This is a genomic window from Agrobacterium sp. ICMP 6402 (assembly GCF_009498615.1).
Lineage (GTDB): Bacteria > Pseudomonadota > Alphaproteobacteria > Rhizobiales > Rhizobiaceae > Agrobacterium > Agrobacterium burrii.
Genome location: NZ_QSNV01000015.1, coordinates 43,151 through 60,937 on the forward strand (window position 1 = coordinate 43,151; position 17,787 = coordinate 60,937).

The 17,787-nt window shown below is 62.0% G+C and carries 18 protein-coding genes and 2 pseudogenes; 14 read left to right on the top strand and 6 right to left on the bottom strand.

The window, feature by feature from the left end; genetic code table 11:
• The first annotated feature begins 341 nt into the window (after positions 1–341).
• The 7 genes from DXT96_RS25400 (at position 342) to DXT96_RS27015 (ending at position 5,445) form a co-directional block, all read left to right on the top strand.
• Positions 342–929 carry a hypothetical protein gene (locus DXT96_RS25400; protein WP_153517017.1) on the top strand — a complete coding sequence of 196 codons (588 nt, stop codon included), beginning with the start codon at positions 342–344 and terminating at the stop codon, positions 927–929.
• A 346-nt stretch (positions 930–1,275) separates the two neighbouring features.
• Entirely contained in the window at positions 1,276–2,202 is a 927-nt protein-coding gene (locus DXT96_RS25405; protein WP_153517018.1) for an ArdC family protein, read from the top strand.
• A complete protein-coding gene (locus DXT96_RS25410) occupies positions 2,202–3,143 on the top strand; it encodes a hypothetical protein (RefSeq protein WP_080868280.1) in 942 nt (313 codons plus the stop codon). The genes DXT96_RS25405 and DXT96_RS25410 overlap by 1 nt, the downstream gene beginning before the upstream one ends.
• A 101-nt stretch (positions 3,144–3,244) precedes the next feature.
• Positions 3,245–3,487, top strand: coding sequence for a type II toxin-antitoxin system VapB family antitoxin (locus tag DXT96_RS25415; protein WP_080868281.1), 243 nt, complete (start codon positions 3,245–3,247; stop codon positions 3,485–3,487).
• Positions 3,487–3,891 (top strand): type II toxin-antitoxin system VapC family toxin, encoded by a 405-nt coding sequence (locus DXT96_RS25420; protein ID WP_080868282.1) that lies wholly within the window; start codon positions 3,487–3,489, stop codon positions 3,889–3,891. The genes DXT96_RS25415 and DXT96_RS25420 overlap by 1 nt, the downstream gene beginning before the upstream one ends.
• 746 nt (positions 3,892–4,637) lie before the next feature.
• A complete protein-coding gene (locus DXT96_RS25425) occupies positions 4,638–4,955 on the top strand; it encodes a DUF736 domain-containing protein (RefSeq protein ID WP_153517019.1) in 318 nt (105 codons plus the stop codon).
• A gap of 319 nt (positions 4,956–5,274) precedes the next feature.
• Positions 5,275–5,445, top strand: coding sequence for a hypothetical protein (locus tag DXT96_RS27015; RefSeq protein ID WP_162996216.1), 171 nt, complete (start codon positions 5,275–5,277; stop codon positions 5,443–5,445).
• Positions 5,446–5,486: 41 nt separating this feature from the next.
• Here DXT96_RS27015 and DXT96_RS25430 read toward each other — a convergent pair whose 3' ends face one another.
• The 6 genes from DXT96_RS25430 to traC all read right to left on the bottom strand — a co-directional run bounded on the left by DXT96_RS25430 (position 5,487) and on the right by traC (position 9,523).
• On the bottom strand, positions 5,487–5,765 hold the full coding sequence (locus DXT96_RS25430) for an HU family DNA-binding protein (RefSeq protein ID WP_080868283.1): 279 nt from the start codon (positions 5,763–5,765) through the stop codon (positions 5,487–5,489).
• A 138-nt stretch (positions 5,766–5,903) separates the two neighbouring features.
• Positions 5,904–6,161: a WGR domain-containing protein gene (locus tag DXT96_RS25435; protein WP_153517020.1), complete on the bottom strand. Its 258-nt coding sequence runs from the start codon at positions 6,159–6,161 to the stop codon at positions 5,904–5,906.
• Between the two features lie 250 nt (positions 6,162–6,411).
• A complete protein-coding gene (locus tag DXT96_RS25440) occupies positions 6,412–6,876 on the bottom strand; it encodes a thermonuclease family protein (RefSeq protein ID WP_153517021.1) in 465 nt (154 codons plus the stop codon).
• A gap of 218 nt (positions 6,877–7,094) precedes the next feature.
• Entirely contained in the window at positions 7,095–9,020 is a 1,926-nt protein-coding gene (gene traG, locus DXT96_RS25445) for a Ti-type conjugative transfer system protein TraG (protein WP_153517022.1), read from the bottom strand.
• Entirely contained in the window at positions 9,007–9,222 is a 216-nt protein-coding gene (traD, locus tag DXT96_RS25450; RefSeq protein ID WP_174113224.1) for a type IV conjugative transfer system coupling protein TraD, read from the bottom strand. Before traD ends, traG begins: the two co-directional genes overlap by 14 nt.
• Positions 9,223–9,226: 4 nt before the next feature.
• The gene (gene traC, locus DXT96_RS25455; RefSeq protein WP_153517024.1) at positions 9,227–9,523 is read right to left on the bottom strand and encodes a conjugal transfer protein TraC; all 297 of its coding nucleotides are present in this window, start codon (positions 9,521–9,523) and stop codon (positions 9,227–9,229) included.
• Between the two features lie 248 nt (positions 9,524–9,771).
• On the opposite strand from traC, the gene traA reads away from it, so the two are divergent.
• From traA to DXT96_RS25490, 7 genes and pseudogenes are all read left to right on the top strand, one after another.
• Positions 9,772–13,074 carry a Ti-type conjugative transfer relaxase TraA gene (traA, locus tag DXT96_RS25460; RefSeq protein WP_174113225.1) on the top strand — a complete coding sequence of 1,101 codons (3,303 nt, stop codon included), beginning with the start codon at positions 9,772–9,774 and terminating at the stop codon, positions 13,072–13,074.
• Entirely contained in the window at positions 13,071–13,601 is a 531-nt protein-coding gene (gene traF, locus DXT96_RS25465; RefSeq protein WP_153517026.1) for a conjugative transfer signal peptidase TraF, read from the top strand. The genes traA and traF overlap by 4 nt, the downstream gene beginning before the upstream one ends.
• Positions 13,522–14,790 (top strand): conjugal transfer protein TraB, encoded by a 1,269-nt coding sequence (locus DXT96_RS25470; RefSeq protein ID WP_153517027.1) that lies wholly within the window; start codon positions 13,522–13,524, stop codon positions 14,788–14,790. The genes traF and DXT96_RS25470 overlap by 80 nt, the downstream gene beginning before the upstream one ends.
• A gap of 13 nt (positions 14,791–14,803) precedes the next feature.
• Positions 14,804–15,433 (top strand): TraH family protein, encoded by a 630-nt coding sequence (locus DXT96_RS25475; RefSeq protein ID WP_153517028.1) that lies wholly within the window; start codon positions 14,804–14,806, stop codon positions 15,431–15,433.
• A 524-nt stretch (positions 15,434–15,957) separates the two neighbouring features.
• The gene (locus tag DXT96_RS25480) at positions 15,958–16,266 is read left to right on the top strand and encodes a transcriptional repressor TraM (RefSeq protein ID WP_153517029.1); all 309 of its coding nucleotides are present in this window, start codon (positions 15,958–15,960) and stop codon (positions 16,264–16,266) included.
• 219 nt (positions 16,267–16,485) lie between these two features.
• A pseudogene (locus DXT96_RS27275) lies at positions 16,486–16,749 on the top strand (hypothetical protein); the annotation flags it as partial.
• A 70-nt stretch (positions 16,750–16,819) separates the two neighbouring features.
• Positions 16,820–17,718, top strand: a pseudogene (locus tag DXT96_RS25490) (agmatinase).
• Positions 17,719–17,787: the final 69 nt, after the last annotated feature.

The following is a 17,787-nucleotide window of genomic DNA, read 5'->3' on the forward strand; positions in this document are numbered from 1 at the left end:
GCGGGGATGGTCATGACGGTTCTTTCCTTCCCGGGATGTACCAAGCACCGACTCCTGCCGACCCTCCCTTCGGCTGAGGTTGCGGTCGTAAACCGGCGGCCGTCCGCTTCAAGGCCGCGTGTCGCGCCGCGGTGCGGCCGGAACAGCCGATCTCGGCAAAGCAGGCCCGCGGGCTTCGCGAGGGCTCAAAAGCCCTGCTTGCCCGCAAACCTGCTTTGCTCGATCCGGCCGCCCCGGACCCTGAAGCGCCCGTCTTTCGCCGGTTTCTTTCGACCGCGCCCGAAGGGAGGGCCGGCAGGAGCCGGTCTGAGCCTCGGGAAACCGAAGGAAAGGAATGCATCATGACAAAAACCGCTCGCTCTCCCCGGCAAACCGCCCGCGTCGTCCCGCTTCGCAAGGGCAGCACCCTCGAAATGGTCCGGCTCGCCTGCCCGGATGCGGCGCAAGCCACCCTCATCGCCGAGAGCTTCGGCCTCCCGGTCCTCGACAGCGACGGCATTCGCGACCTGCACGAGAGGCTGATCGTCGAGACCGCCGACGCACTCAGCGAAGGGCTTGGCGAGCGGGCGATGCAAATCCATCTGCAGCGCATCGTCGGAGCCTTTGTCGGTTCCGCCCACGGAGCCGGCCAGTTCTACAGCCGGGCCGTCACGGAGGCGCGGGATCTGACGGCCAAGGCCGCCAACGACATCCGCGACGAGGACCTCGACGGTTCGGTCGGCTTCGACAGCGCCGCCCAGCGCAAGCGTGAGTTCGCGGCCGATATGGGCGTTCAGTCCCACGCGCTTCGCATGGCGGCCGAGGGCGTCGTTGCGGCCTATGAGCAAGTCGTCGGCGAGCGCTGGAAGCCCTTCGAACGCCCCGTCGAAAACGCGAGCCAGACACTCGACCGCAAGGCGGCCGATCTGCAGATGGCGGCTCTCGGTTGAGCCGCCCTGGCGAGGCTTTCAGCCTCGCCTTCCATTCCAGATCCTTGAGGCCGGTCCCGGACGGGACCGGCCTTTTCCGGTGTCGCCGCGTCGACCGGCGTTTGGGGAAGGGGAGGAAGAGTAGTGGCTGTCCGCCTTCGCGTCCCGTCCCGGATGGCGGTCCTGCCGGGGCCGGCGGCCCGCGCAACGGCTTTGCCGTCCTCCTCTTCGTTCCGGCCCATGACCACCCCGCCGCGCCGGCGCGGCGGGGCCCCGGTCGGGTGCGCAGGCCCCCTGATCGCCCCGGCAAAAGGACCTCCGTGACGGGGCCGCGATGGTCGCGGCCTCCAGATGGAGGTTGAGGAAAATGAGAGCAAAGCAAAGCGGATCGCGCATGGACGTCTATGCGCGGATCACTGACCGGATTATCGCCGATCTTGAGAAGGGCGTTCGCCCGTGGGTTCAGCCTTGGAACGCGGGCAATGTCAAAGGCCGCATCACGAGGCCACTACGGTTCAATGGCCAGCCTTACACAGGCATGAACGTCCTGCTCCTCTGGTCGGAGAGCCTAGTGCGGGGTTTTGCCTCGACCGTATGGATGACGTTGCGGCAGGCGAACGAGCTTGGGGCGCATATCCGCAAGGGGGAAAGCGGCGCGACGGTCGTTTATGCCAGCCGTTTCACGAGGACCGAGACGGACGCCGGCGGCGGCGAGGTGGAACGCGATATACCGTTCCTCAAGGCCTACACCGTGTTCAATTGCGACCAGATCGATGGTCTGCCGGATCACTACTATCGCCAGCCCGAGCCGGTCGCCGATCCTGTGGACCGCATCGAGCATGCCGAGCGCTTCTTCGTCAACACCGGCGCGGTGGTCCGGCATGGCGGGACGAAGGCGTTCTTTTCGCCATCCGGTGATACCATCCAGATGCCGCCTTTCGAGAGCTTCCGGGACGCAGAGAGTTATTATGCGACCCTCGGACATGAATGTGTCCATTGGGTCGGCGCAAGCCACCGGCTCAACCGCGACCTCAGCCGCTACCACAAGGATCTGACCGAACGCGCGCGCGAAGAGATGGTCGCCGACATAGGGGCAAGTTTCGTTTGTGCGGATCTCGGTATTGTGCCCGAACTGGAGCCGCGGCCCGACCATGCCAGCTATGTCGAGTCGTGGTTGCGCGTCCTCCAGGGCGACAAGCGGGCGATCTTCTCGGCTGCCGCGCATGCGCAGCGCGCCGTGACTTACCTGCATGATCTGCAGCCGAACGCACAGACAGAGCGGGAGGCCGCCTGATGCTTCACGCTCCGCTCGTTCAAGGGGAAGGCGATCCGCCTTCCCCGATCCGCCTGCGCGCGCTTTCGCTCGGCGCCGGCGTCCAATCCACGACGATGGCGCTTCTGGCCGCCCATGGCGAGATCGGTCCGATGCCCGACTGCGCCATATTCGCCGACACGGGCTGGGAGCCGCGCGCCGTCTATGATCATCTGGATTGGCTGATGTCCGGCAACGTGCTGCCGTTTCCCGTCCATATCGTCTCGGCCGGCAACATCCGCGACGCGCTGCTGGCCGCCGGTGACGGGAACCGCTGGGCCTCGATCCCCGCCTTTGCTAAGACCGTCACCCCGGCCGGCGCGAGGGTCCCGGTCCTTGATGAGGATGAAGACGGAGAACTGGTCGAAGTCGCGGCACGCCGGACGACGACCGAGACCGTATCGATCGGCATGATCCGCCGGCAATGCACGACGGATTTCAAGATCGTACCGATCCGCCGGAAGGTACGCGCGCTTGCCGGTCTCACTCGAAAGCGCTCGCCGGCTTATCCCGTCGTCGAATGCTGGATAGGGATTTCGACAGACGAGATCGTGCGCGCCAAGCCGAGCTTCGAGGCGTGGCAGGTCAAACGCTTCCCGCTGATCGAGAGGCGGATGAGCCGGCGCGATTGCCTCGCCTGGCTGCGCCGGCACGATTACCCGGAGCCGCCGAAATCGGCGTGCATCGGCTGCCCCTTCCACGACAACGCCCGTTGGCGTCATATGCGCGATCACGACGTCGAGGCCTGGGCGGACGCCGTCGCGGTCGACCGGACGCTTCGCACTGGCCTGCGCGGCATTCGCGGCGAGGTGTTCCTGCATCGGTCCTGCGTCCCCCTCGATCGGGCTGACCTCACGACAGCGGCTGATCGGGGGCAGCTCGACCTCTGGCCGAACGAATGCGAAGGCATGTGCGGCGTCTGATGTCGGGCGGCGGGGCGGGACGCTTCAATCCTATATTGAGGCTTGCGAATGTAGATCGTGGCATCTACATTAATGTTGAACCTTATCTACAAGGAGGCATCATGCCCATCAATGTCAACAATCCCGAAGCGGATGCGCTGACGCGGAAGTTCGCGCATATAGCTGGCGTCAGCATCACCGAGGCGATCGTCATCGCCATGAAGGAGGCGATCGAGCGCCGGCGGAACGCCGAAACCCCGCTCCAGACCGCCGCGCGTCTGCGCAAGAAACATGGCGTCTCACTCGACGCCGCGGCGAAGAAGCCGCTTCCGCGCGAGGCCTTCGACGAGATGTGGGAAGGATGATGTTCATCGACGCCTGTGCGATCATTGCACTCCTTTCCGATGAACCGGAGGCAGAGCGCGTCTCCACTGCAATCGCGTCCGCAAAGGGCGCTTTTACGTCCCCGGTCGCCGTTTTGGAAGCGGTGCTTGGTCTCGCCCGCGCCGACAAGTTCGACCTCACCGTGGCGGAGGTGGAGCCGATCGTGATCGAGTTTCTCGATGAACGAGGCATCGCGCTTCGCGATCTTCCGCCTGCGACAGAGACGACCCGTCTCGCTTTGTCGGCGGCGCATCGCTATCGTTCAGGCCGCCGCGGCCTCAACCTCGGCGATTGCCTGCACTACGCATGCGCCAGATATTACGAAGTGCCCATTCTGGCCACGGCCGATGAGTTCAGGCTGACGGATATCGACACCATCCCCTGACGCAACCGCCCGTAGCAGCGGGTTCCGGTCGACGCTGCGGAATGCCTGGGAGCTTCCCGGCAAACCAAAAGTCCTGAAAGCGCGCCTGCGCCTGCCAGGCGCCTCCGGCGTTGCACGGGTAACCCCGCCCTGACGATGGACCCATTGGCGCAGGAACAAGCCTTCAGCTTTCAGCAGTGCCGTGAGGGGGGCGGGGCCGCGTCCGTCCTGCATCGCCAGTTGCCGCGTGTGTGACGTTGGAGCCGTGTCGCCGGCAAAGGCGAGGATAAGTTCGCGCCGTCAGGGGAGATCATTCGCACGACGGCGAACCCGGCCGTCGCGGGCCGGAAGAGGCGGACAGGGCGTTCCCGGAAGCGCCGAAGGGATCGGCGGGCGGGGCCGGCAAGGATCGTCATGATCGGGACCGGCGATGCCGTCGCCGTTGGCATCCTGTTGAACGCCGTCGATGAGCAAAGGCCAGATCAGGCTCCATCCGCCTTGTCTACGGGCGTACCCACGCATGCCTCGATGGATCTGGTGTGACCGCGGGACGACTGCGTCTCGATCGCCATCCCGCAACGGCCGGTCCCGGCTATTTTCCGCCGGCGGGACCAGGTCCCGCCTTTGCATCGCGAGGCAAAATAGCCGCTTCCGGCCGCCCTACACTTCGTTGCGGCCCTTCAGGTGCGGTGTCGATCGCCCCCGGTCCTTACACCGCCATCGAGGCCGCGGTGGGCGCGGCCCGAGCAAACCGAAAGGAACAGATCATGGCAGTCATCGGCGAATTCGCAACCAACGGCAACAACTCCATCGTCGGCAACGTCCGCACCCTCACGGTCAGCATGCGGGCCCGCCTGAACCCCATCGACCGCGTCTCCCGCGACGCTCCGGACTTCCGCATCACCGCCGGCAACGGCGTCGAGGTCGGGGCGGGCTGGAACAAGGTCTCCAACGACGGCGAGCCCTTCATCTCGGTCAAGCTCGACGATCCGAGCTTCAACGCCCCGATCACCGCAGCGCTTTGGCCGAGCGAGAAAGAGGGGGAATTCGCCCTCATCTGGAACCGCCCGAAGCGCGAGACCTGATCACCCCGAAGAGCTCCGCCGAGAGGCGGGGCTCTTCTTCTTCTCGCACGATGAAGCCGGAGGCGGGCATCGAGCCCGCATCCGGCTTTTCTGGTGGCATACGGGAGGTGGGGAACTGCTCAGTTCGTCCAAGGGTGCCATGGCGAAGCGGAGGCGTCCAGCACGAGCGGCGCCTCCAATTTGCTCCTTCCGCCGATGGCGGCTTCCGCAAATCGGCTCCTCCACTCGCCGCCTCCGGCGGTCGCGTCCCGCGATGCTGGACCCCTCCGCTTCGCCATGACGTGCGGCGTCGTCTTTCACAAACGTCAAGGAGACGACGATGACGATTTCTCTCGAAATTCAGCGCGAAGAGCTTAAGGCCGAACTCAGGAATGCCTGCGATCCGGCCGAACGCCGCCAGATCGCGGCGGAGCTGGAGATGGTGCAGGCCGAGCTTGCAGCCATCGAGGCCGAGCAGGACGGCCGCGTCAGCGCGGAGCCTCCTTTCTAGGAGGCTTCCATCATGCTGCCGCTTCCGGCAGCGTGATTGCTTCAGCCGTTCAACGCGTCCTTAACCGCTTTGCCAGGCGCAAAGGTCAGCTTCTTGGAGGCTGCGATCTTGATCGTCGCTCCGGTTGCCGGATTGCGGCCTTCACGCTCCGGAGTGTCCTTCAGCTTGAACTTTCCAAAGGACGGGATCGATGTTTCTGCGCCAGCGAGCGCCGCATCCGTGATCTGCTTGAAGACACTTTCGACGATCGTCTTGGCCTGCGTCTTGGTCAGGTTCTGTTCGACCGCGATCTTGTCGGCGATTTCGTTGGTGGTGGTCATGGAAGGATAGTCTCCTCTGTTAAAAGATGCCTTCCCGTATGACGATGAAGATGTGGCGTGGATAGGGGCACGAAAGCAGGATTTGCTGCAAGAATTGCGAAAACCACAGGAAACATTCGGCCGCGGGTCGGGCGCCGGCTATTTGCTGCGCTGAACGCTGATATAGCCCCGTCGCTTCTTTGAGCGCTCGATGCGTGCAAGTGCCGTATCCGCATCTTCTTCGCGATCGAAGGTATCCACCATTGTCTGGCCGCTCGATCCGATCCGGCCCCAGTTACGAATGACGGAGGCGCCGCCGAAGAGGGTTGGCTGGATCGCAAGCATATAGAAGCGCCGCATGTTCTGCGTCGTATCGATGCGGTGAAGGTGAACCGGGCCCGTTTCCTCTTTCTCCATGGCCGGATTCTCGCTTCCTTTGGAAGGCGCGTCCAACGACTATTCTGAATCAATCCGGTAGTAGCGATTCATCTGTGTGATGAGTTCGATCGGGAATGGGCGAGGCGGCTTGGCCGCACTGGCTCTATGCGCGAGCGCACCGAACCCGCGACGCGGTTTCGTCCCATCCGGGTCACGATCCATCTCGCGGGGGGTAGTTATAGCGGATCATCGCTCACTGATGGTGGTGGTTGTGCTACGTTTGTGTCGGTCAGTCGTCGCACCAGCTTCGACGCGCACCGTCCCATCGCCGGGCCAACCCTTCTGCCACCAGAACGTCGCCAAGCGACTGCCCTCCACGGGTGACGATTCGAAGCTTGCGGCCATACTGGTCCTCGTCGCGCAATCCGGCGCTCATCGAAAATCGACCGGCGCTGAGAAGGACACGAAGACGCGCCTTGGCCGCTTCGCCCTTGATGCGTTCAGCTGCGCATCGTGGCGGGCTGAGTTCAGGCGTGTCGATGTCGGCGACCCGGATCTTTTCACTCTGGAACCAGAATGTATCGCCGTCCACGACGCAGTTCACGCGACGGCTATCACCACAGATCGAAAACGATCCGGACAGGCTATCCTCGGCAGGGGCGGACGCAAGCGCAACCATCCGGTCCAACCCGCCGGTGCGCGCGAGATATATTCCGCCGCCGACGGTGAGCACTGCGACCCACATCAGCAACATCGGAATACCTCTTCGTGGTGAAGGACGAGGGTGTGAACGATTTTTCACCGCAGGACCATGATCTCGTTGGCGGCTGAACTGACCGCGCTTGCGGTAAGGTCCCGGTGCGTTTCTATTCAAATTTCTCCTCCGGTGGTCTTTGAACGATAGCCAGGTTTAGTTTCATCGTGATTGACCGGATCGTTCGCATTCGAGCTTTGCGATATTCACGGGCAGCCTCATGGCGCTTTTTCTTCCCGGTGGAAGCGGTTTGTTCCCACACAGGCTTTCATGTCATCGCGCCGGAACCAGATGGCGCGGCCGCACCGCAGCGGCGGATTGCCCGAGGTGAAGACGATCTGCTCGTCAGCGCGCATGCGCAGCACCTCATGCGGCAGGATCAGCGGCCGGCGGCTGAGTTGCCGGGAGCGCGAACGCGACGATCCCTTCATTCCTGACGAGCGGTTTGTCTGGTCGACCTCGACCGTCGTATCGCCGCAGCGCTTCGAGATATAGTCTGCGGTATCAGGATCATTGATCGCGGCAAACGAGATCCATGAGGCGGATTCGAACCATTTGCTAGTCGCGTCCCGCCCGCCATAGGCCTCGCGCATCTGGCCGATGGACTGGAAGATCATCGTCAGCGTAGTGCCATATTTGCGCCCGGCGTCGCGCGCGGTTTCGAGGATGCGCAGATAGCCGAGCCTGGCGACCTCGTCGAGCAGGAAGAGGGTGCGTCCTTTCACATCGCCATTTCGATTATAAATGGCATTGAGTAGCGATCCGATGACGACACGCGCGAGGCCGGGATGGGCTTCCAGCACCTTCAGGTCGAGCGCGATGAAAATGTCCGTTCCGCCGTCGGCGAGATCGTCGGTCGAAAAGCTGTCGCCCGATACAAGTCCGGCATAGTTGGGATAGGACAGCCAATGGGTTTCCTTCACCGCATTGGCATAAACACCGGAAAACGTCTCCGGTGTCATGTTGACGAAGACCGACACATTCTCCTTCACGAAGTCGGATTCAGACCCTTCGTAGATCTTCGTCAGACGCGCGCGCAGCTTGGGTTCTGGTTCGGAAAGGTTGGCGCGGACACGGCGCAGCGTCTGGTCTTCCGCTTCCGTGTGCCCTGACAGGCAGACGTCTGCGATCAGCGCCGTCAGGAGCTGCATGGCCGACGCCCTGAAGAAGTCGTCGCGGGCGGATGCCGTCCGCGGATTGTCGGTCATGATCCATGTGGCGACGGCGACGATATCCTCTTCCTTCGTGCTGCCATGGCGGCCGATCCAGTCGAGGGCGTTGAAGCCGACACCGCCGGCTGTCGGATCGAGCACGATCACCTTTCGGCCGGCCTGACGCCGGTGCTCGTAGACCATCGGCGCGACCTCGCTTGACGGGTCCAGAACGACAAGCCCGCCGCCCCATTTGAGCGCGGTCGGGATCGTCACTGATGTCGTCTTGAAACCGCCGGAGCCAGCGAAGACGATGCCATGCGATGATCCGAAGGAACCGTCGAAGCAGAGCAGCGGCGACTTGCCGCCAGCGCCCCAGCTTTGTCGATCGTCAGCGCGAAACGGCATGGTAGCAACACTGTCCCGATCAACCCGATAGCGCTCGCCGATGACGATGCCGCCCGGTTCGGGAAACAGTTTTGCCGCCTCCTGGATCTTCATCCAGTCGGCCTCGCCATGCACAGCCCGCTTGCCGCCGATCCGTTTGGGCGCTGTTGTTGCGAACGCGGCATTGCCCTTGATCGCGACACGCAGCGCGAACATTCCGCTGATGAAGGCAATGCCTACGCCGATCATCGTCACCGGATCGGCATAGGCCAAAACCGATTGTTCGGCAGGCACCCTGCTTGTGATGCTATTCAGGCGAATTACCTCGCGCAGTGTTGCGATGGTGATGACCACGCCGTTTCCGGCAAGCACGCTCAGACCGGCGGCCTTGATATTGGCCGAACCGTTCGCGGCGAAGAGGCCAATTAGGCCGATCGCCACCGCAGCGATGTAGGGGAGCGCGAGCCCGGCGCGTCCCAGCATCAGCTTCGCCTGCGGGGACGTCCCGAATGCCGCCAGTCGCTGCTCCGTCCCGGATGTCGCGAACATCGCCGCGAGCATTATGATTGCCGGCAGGATCAACAGCAAAAGTCTATTCACCGTCATGGCCGAACGCCTCCACGCCGATGGCGGTCAAACGTGACCGCTCTTCTTCGTCGCCCTTGAGCCGGCGGCCGCCGTCGATCAACAGCCCGAGCAGCAGTGCCCGCTTTTCGTAGCGCAGCCCGGCTTTCACGATCAGCCCGCCGAGTTCGATTTTTTCGCGGGTGTCCTTCTTGCGTGCGTCTGACGTCATCGACTTTGCCATCCGGTCAAGCCTCGCCAGTGCTGCCCGCATTCGCGCCAGACGCGAGCGTCGTGGACGGCTCGATACCGGTCCGGCTGTCTCCGGCTTGTCTCTTCCCGGTCGTACCTCCTTTACCTGCGCGAAACCGCTTGGCGACGTCCTCGAATGCTGCCTGAAGCTCGGCCTCCTCGATCTCGATTTCCCCAAGCCCGGCTTTTAGCGCGATCCGCCCGATGCGCTCGGCCTCGCGTGTCTCGGCCTGTTTCAGTTGGTCCTGCAGTCTGGCGATTTCTTCCCTGATCTTCGATGACGGTTTTTTCATTCCGGTTGGTTCTCCTTGAGATTCTGGCGTTGCACTCGCGACGCCAGAATTCCTCCGGATGTCATGAAAGGGAATGTGCAGATCTGCACATCGGCAGATCGCACGCTTTGGTGGATGATCCCGGCCGTTCCGAAGGAGCGGCTTCCAAGGGCGCAATTATACGTCGCTGACACGACGCCTTGCTCACAGGCCCAAAGATGGGCCGACCGCTCCCGCCGAACGAGGTTCTAACCGGGAGCTTTATCGCCGTGGCCATCGCCCATTTCTCTGCCAGCATCGTCAGCCGCGGCGGCGGCCGCAGCGTGGTGCTGTCTGCGGCCTACCGGCACTGCGCGAAGATGGAATACGAGCGCGAGGCCCGTACCATCGATTACACGCGCAAGCAGGGCCTGCTGCACGAGGAGTTTGTCCTCCCCATTGATGCCCCGAAATGGGCACGAGCAATGATTGCTGACCGTTCGGTCTCTGGAGCGGTCGAGGCCTTCTGGAACAAAGTCGAGGATTTTGAAAAACGCTCCGATGCGCAGCTTGCCCGGGACCTTACAATCGCTCTTCCGCTGGAGCTCACCCCGGAGCAGAACATCGCGTTAGTTCGCGACTTTGTGGAAAAACACATCCACGCCAAGGGCATGGTTGCCGATTGGGTCTACCACAACAATCCAGGCAATCCGCACATCCACCTGATGACCACATTGCGGCCGCTGACCGAGGATGGGTTCGGGGCCAAGAAGGTGGCGGTCACGGCCAAGGACGGCCAGCCGGTTCGCACGAAATCCGGCAAAATCCTCTACGAACTCTGGGCCGGTTCGACGGACGATTTCAACGTGCTGCGCGACGGATGGTTCGAACGGCTGAACCATCATCTGGCGCTCGGCGGGATCGATCTTCGGATTGATGGCCGCTCTTACGAGAAGCAGGGCATCGACCTCGAACCGGCCATCCATCTTGGTGTCGGCGCCAAGGCCATCGAACGCAAGGCGCAGGAGCAGGGCTTTCGTCCAGAACTTGAGCGGTTAGAGTTAAACGAAGAGCGCCGGGGCGAAAACGCCCGTCGTATTCTTCGTCGTCCAGAGATCGTGCTCGACCTGATCATGCGGGAGAAGAGCGTCTTCGACGAACGCGATGTCGCCAAGGTTCTGCATCGCTACATCGATGACCCGGCTGTCTTCCAGCAGCTGATGCTCCGCATCATCCTGAACCCCGAGGTTCTTCGGCTGCAGCGCGACACGATCGATTTTTCCACTGGGGAGAAGGTACCGGCCCGCTATTCGACACGGGCGATGATCCGCCTTGAAGCGACGATGGTGCGGCAGGCGACCTGGCTGTCAGGTAAGGACACACACGCCGTTTCGGCGGCGGTGCTGGATGCGACGCTCCGGCGGCATGAGCGTCTCTCGGAAGAGCAGAAAACCGCGATTGAGCGCATCGCCGGTCCAGCCCGGATCGCCGCCGTGGTTGGACGTGCTGGTGCGGGCAAGACCACGATGATGAAGGCGGTCCGTGAAGCCTGGGAACTGGCCGGATATCGGGTCGTCGGTGGCGCGCTGGCCGGCAAGGCGGCGGAGGGGTTGGAAAAGGAAGCCGGGATCCAGAGCCGCACCCTTGCGTCATGGGAGCTGCGATGGAATCGGGGACGTGATGTTCTGGACAGCAAGACCATCTTCGTCATGGACGAGGCGGGCATGGTTGCCTCGAAACAGATGGCCGGCTTCGTCGATACTGTCGTCAGGGCCGGTGCGAAGATCGTTCTCGTCGGCGATCCCGAACAGCTCCAGCCGATCGAGGCGGGCGCTGCCTTCCGCGCTATCGTCGACCGGATCGGTTACGCCGAACTGGAGACGATATATCGCCAGCGCGAGGACTGGATGCGCAAGGCGTCACTCGATCTGGCCCGAGGCAACGTGGAAAAGGCGCTGACTGCCTATGATGCCAATGTCAGGATCACGGGAACGCGCCTCAAGGCCGAGGCGGTCGAGCGGCTGATCGGTGACTGGAACCACGATTACGATCACACCAAGACAACATTGATCCTCGCGCATCTACGTCGTGACGTGCGCATGCTGAACCAAATGGCCCGGGAAAAACTCGTCGAACGCGGCATTGTCGGTGAGGGCCATGTCTTCAAAACGGCTGACGGCATTCGCCAGTTCGACGCGGGCGACCAGATCGTCTTCCTGAAGAACGAAGGATCGCTCGGCGTCAAGAACGGCATGATCGCTCATATCATTGAGGCCGCACCGAACAGGATCGTTGCTGTCATCGGAGAAGGTGACCAGCGGCGGCGGGTCATCGTCGAGCAACGCTTCTACAGCAATCTCGATCATGGTTACGCCACCACGATCCATAAATCGCAAGGGGCTACCGTCGACCGCGTGAAGGTGTTGGCAAGCCTCTCCCTCGACCGGCATCTGACCTATGTGGCGATGACCCGCCATCGCGAAGATTTGCAGCTTTACTACGGCCGCCGGTCATTCGCCTTCAACGGCGGGCTCAGTAAAGTTCTCTCCCGAAAAAATGCCAAGGAGACCACGCTCGATTACGAGCGCGGATCGCTCTACCGCGAGGCGCTGCGGTACGCAGAAAACCGTGGCCTCAACATTGTCCAGGTAGCGCGTACGCTGCTACGCGACCAACTCGACTGGACGCTGCGCCAGAAGACGAGATTGGACGAGCTTGGCCAGCGCCTTGCAGTCTTTGCAGAGCGTCTCGGTCTGCACCATCCCCCGAAAACCCAAACGATGAAGGAGGCCGCGCCCATGGTTGCAGGCATCAAGACATTCCCCGGTTCTGTTGCTGATACAGTAGGTGACAGGCTCGGTACCGATCCCGCCCTGAAGCGGCAATGGGAGGAGGTCTCGACGCGCTTCGCTTACGTCTTCGCTGATCCCGAAACCGCCTTCCGCGCCATGAACTTTGATGCAGTGTTGGCCGACAAAGATAGCGCACTCCAGGTGCTTCAAAAGCTTGAAGCAGAGCCGGCGTCCATCGGACCATTGAAGGGCAAGACCGGTATTCTCGCCAGCAAGACCGATCGCGAGGACCGCCGCATCGCCGAACTGAATGTCCCCGCTCTGAAGCGCGACCTCGAGCAATATCTGAGGATGCGCGAGAATGCAGCTCAGCGGCTGCAGACGGATGAACAGGCTCTGCGCCAGCGTGTGTCGATCGACATTCCGGCACTGTCACCGGCGGCGCGCGTGGTGCTTGAGCGTGTGCGCGACGCGATCGACCGGAACGATCTGCCCGCAGCTCTAGGATATGTGCTGAGCAATCGCGAGACCAAGCTGGAGATCGACGGCTTCAGCAAGGCCGTCACCGAACGCTTTGGCGAACGCACGCTGCTCACCAATGCCGCGCGTCAACCGTCTGGCCCGCTCTTCGACAAACTCTCCAACGGGATGCGGCCGGCGCAAAAGGAACAGCTGAAGGAAGCCTGGCCGGTGATGCGGACAGCGCAGCAGATTGCTGCTCACGAGCGCACGACACAGACGCTGAAGCAGGCAGAGGAGCTGCGCCTGACGCAGCGCCAGTCTCCGGTGATGAAGCAATGACGCGCCGCGGAATATTCCTGTTCCTGGCCGGCGCGGGCGGAGTGATCGCCGGTCTGACAGCTATCGCATCTATGGGCGGCTATCGGTTGAACCTGACGCCGAGCGAGCCGCTTGGACTCTGGCGTATCGTGGCTCTCCAGCGTCCGGTCGAGGCCGGCAATCTCGTGTTCATCTGCCCGCCGGCGACCGCGCCATTCGAGGACGCACGTCGCCGCGGTTATCTTCGCCGTGGCCTCTGCCCCAGTGGCTTTGCGCCGCTGATCAAGACAGTGGCGGCACTTCCGGGACAGCACATTGAAATCGGCGCGAATGTCACTGTCGACGGCACGCCTCTTCCTTCATCGATCATCCGACAAAGCGATGGCGAGGGCAGGGCGCTCACGCCGTACACGGGCGGCATCGTGCCACTGAGAAATCTGTTTCTTCACTCATCCTTTGCGAGCTCCTATGACTCTCGGTACTTCGGGCCGGTTCCCGATACGGGCCTTCTCGGCCTGGCGCGGCCGGTCCTCACCTTCGATCCATAATAACTGGCGGCGATCCTGCCTGCTCATCGCCGTATCTGTCGCCTGCGGCTGGATTGCCTGGAGCGGCAATGTGCTGGCCCTTCCTGTCGCTGCGTTGTTTCCGGCGCTATGGGCGATGTCGCCGTCGCGGCTGACGGCGGTACTCGTGTCGGCCGGATATTTTCTGGCTGCCTCGCGTGGGCTGCCGCAGGGCGTCGCCAACTTCTATGCCGCCGATCTCTGGCCTGGGCTCCTGCTTTGGACAGCTGCTTCGCTCTCCTTCGCCGGCGTGCATGCGGTGCTCTGGAAGGCGCGACCGGAAGGGCAGCCATCTGGAAAAGGTCGACCGGGAATGGCCAGGGCGGCGCGCTATCTGGCGGCGGCGATGCTCTTGGGACTGCCGCCCCTCGGCATAACCGGCTGGGCGCATCCGCTCACCGCTATGGGTGTGCTCTTTCCAGGATGGGGATGGTGGGGGCTTGGCGCGATGACAGCCGGCCTCGCGATGATGACATCGCGATATTGGCCGGCTGCCGCCATTGTCCTGGGAGGATTCTGGTTCTGGTCCACTGCCACGTGGACATCCCCGAATCTACCCGAGGGTTGGAAGGGCGTCGACCTCGAACAGGGCGAGAGCCTCGGACGAGACAGCACGCTGGACTATCACCGTGAGCTGATCGCAACGGTGCTCGCGGCGGCATCAGTGAAAACACGGTTCATCGTTCTTCCCGAAAGTGCACTGGGCTTCTGGACGCCGACCGTCGCGCGGCTCTGGCAGCAAGGTCTGCGAGGCTCGGAGCTCACTGTGATCACCGGCGCGGCGGTCCTCGATGCCAGCGGTTATGACAATGTCATGGTGGCGATCTCGGCTGGTGGAGACCGCGTCCTCTATCGCGAGCGCATGCCGGTTCCGGTTTCGATGTGGCAGCCGTGGCGGACGTGGGCCGGGCGGGACGGTGGAGCTCGCGCGCGTTTGTTCGACAATCCTGCCGTCGAGATCGATGGAAACAGGATTGCGCCGCTGATCTGCTACGAACAACTCATCCTCTGGCCCGTCCTGCAGTCAATGCTGAATTCGCCGGACGTCATCGTCGCGACCGGAAACGGCTGGTGGACCGCCGGAACGTCGATCGTCGCCATTCAGAAAGCGAGCGTGATCGCCTGGGCAAACCTGTTCGGACTGCCCGTCGTCACAGCGTTCAACATATAGGGATATAGTCGCGATGGTCGATGCCGCACTCATCAAGGAATGCAGCGATCCCGCGCTGAAGCCGGCGGTCGTCGAACAGTTCATCGAGCGGGCAGGGTCGCAGGATCCGCTGGCTGTTACGGTCCGCTCGGGCAATCGTGTCGTGCTCGTCCCGAAGCCCGCGACGGCGGACGAGGCAATGAACCTCATCGGCCAGCATGTCGGCCGAAACGTCGTGCGCGTGGGCGTCACGCAATATCCGGCCGGTCTCGGTGTCGTGGAAGCTGGCGAGCTGAAATCCGACCTTGTCGATGCCTGCGCCAATCTTCGGACCGGAACCGCTCTGTTCGCGAAGGTCTATCGCATCGTCACCAAATGGTACGGCAATCCGACCGACAAGGACGTTCTGCCACAGGTGTTCGACGATGCGATCATTGCCTGGCAGACCGGGTACTTCGAAGGGGCAGCCGTGTTCCGGGCAGCCGATCCCGGCGACGTGAAGCTGCCAGAGCCGGAATCAACGGTGAAATCGGAAACGTCCGAAGTCGGCAGTTACAAGATGAAGGGCGGCAACATCGATCCTGCACTTGGGGCGGAGCGGGTCGATCCGAACAAGGCCGGTATTCGGATCGACCTTTCTGGCATCGGCGCGCGCGAGAAGTGAGGAACAAGCTCCTCGCTTCTGCGTGGATGAGCGCTGGTCAGGAGAAAATTTGTTCGGTGCGCGCCCCAGGCGAATCGCTCCTCAACGAGAGCGTGGCGGAAAACAACCACGTGTCGTCATCCTCAAGAATGCATTCTATCTTCGGTCGCAAGGCGGCTATGATTTCTTCTTCAAAACTGCAGGCATTAGGGTATTTCGTGCCTTCCGTCGCCGCAGGCATGTGAAGATTTGCACCGTCGTTCTGTCGTTCGGCGCTGGCATCTCTTTGGAATGGCTCTTATAAGGGGCATGACGCAGTACGCGCTGTGTTGCGGCTTAGAATCCGCAGATGAACGGTTGGCGCTGACCGAAACGGTGCCAGGAACCCTCTGACCTTGTGGCCGGGGGCCTGTGACGCATGTCCAGGCGCCTCGGTGCTAAAGGTCTCAGGGCCGATTCATCTCGGATTCTAACCCCCGGCTTGGGTTCAAAGGGTTCAACGTCAGCGGGGGCGCACCGCAGACAAAACCAGGGTTAGGTCAGGAATGGAATCGGAAGATGCAACATTGACGAAGAAGGTCGAGCTTCGCCCATTGGTTGGGCTGACGCGTGGACTACCTCCAGCGGACCTGGAAGCAATCACGATCGATGCTATCCGGACACACCGGCAGTTGGTGGAAAAAGCTGATGAACTGTTCCAGTGTCTGCCAGAGACCTACAAAACCGGAAAAGAAGCCGGCGGCCCTCAGCATATCCGTTTCATTGAGGCCAGCATCGAGATGCACGCCCAGATGAGCGCGGTCAGCACGCTGATCAGCATTCTTGGTTATATCCCGAACGTCTCCGTTAACTGAACCGGCTTCCGGTAATCTCATGGCGGTCTTGAACTATTGCGGCTTGCCGACTGAAAGTCGCGACAGAGCTCGAAGAGTTGCGTAAGATGCTTGATCTTCATTTAACCATGAAACTGGCGTCCCTCAGTTTTTCCTAAAGCGCTCGAAGAGAATGAGGAGATAGTCTCGACGATCATGTGCTGCTTGATAAGAGCTTCCATGTTGCGATTGAGCAAAGACAGCAGCCTGGCCGAATTCGGACGGGACCTGATCCGGGAACGCACGATGGCCACCATCGCCGCCGCCAGAGCACGCGGTCGCAAAAGTGGACGAAATTCGCTCTCACTAAAGCGCAGGTGTCTTGCCCAAGCCGTTGGCGCAGCGCGACACCTCGGTTTCCGGTCTGTGCAAGAACTCGGGATCAATCGCGTCACTCTCGATCGATATGTCGGCCCCAAGGGGGAACTTTGGGATTACGGACAACGGGTCCTCGGTTTGGTGTAGGATGCGACACTCGTCAACTACTCACCATGCTTGCCTAAAAGCAGAATTTCACCTTTTCAGGACCGCCCCAATGAACATCTCATCCTCTTTTCTCGGTTTCCCCGCTACTCTTGGCGACGACCGAATGCCCCGTATGGTGATATTTGGTGTTGGTCATGGCAGCACCTATCCGGGCAAGGACAGTAGCGCCTACACCCTGGCAGCTGACGCGATTCGCGCCGCAAGCCAGGACGATGCCACACTCGTAGAGCATTGGGATTTTGATCTTGGAGGGCCGCTTTTTAACGGCGAGCCGGGATGCTGTATTGATGCTGGCGACATCCAGACCACCATGCATGACAATGACGGCAATCGCGACCGTATCGAGGCGAAGACGCGTGAAGTCCCCGTACCAATCCTGCTCGGCGGCGATTGTTCTGTGACATTTCCCTTTCTCGCCAGCTTCAGAGAAGACGGCCCTGTCTAGGTTTTGCAGATCGATGCCCATATCGACTGGCGCGACGAGGTCCACGGCGAACGCTACGGCTATTCCAGCCCTATGCGTCGGGCGAGTGAGATGCCGCATGTCGCGGGCATCGTGCAAGTCGGCCTGCGCAGTGTTGGCAGCGCACGTCTGGCGATGTTGACGCGGCACGACGCTATGGCAGCCATTTTGTAACGGCTCGTGAGATTCACACACGTGGCGTCGAAGCCGCTCTTCGGCATATTCCGGAAGGAACGCGGGTCGTCGTCACTCTCGACTGCGATAGCCTCGATCCCAGCATCATGCCTGGTGTGGCGGCGCGCACCCCCGGTGGCCTCACCTATACGCAGGTCATCGATCTGATTGCAGGCGTGGGGAGCCGGGCAAGGCTCGTAGGATTCGATCTTGTCGAGCTCTATCCACCCGCTGACATTGACGGCATGTCAGCGCTGACAGCTGCCCGCATTGTCGTCAACACGATCGGCTCCGTTGTTCGGCAGGTTTGAAATGAGAGCGTAGCATTCCGCCCCCTCCCGCAAGCACCCCTTAAAAGAGCTCAGGCGCGTGGGCGTTCG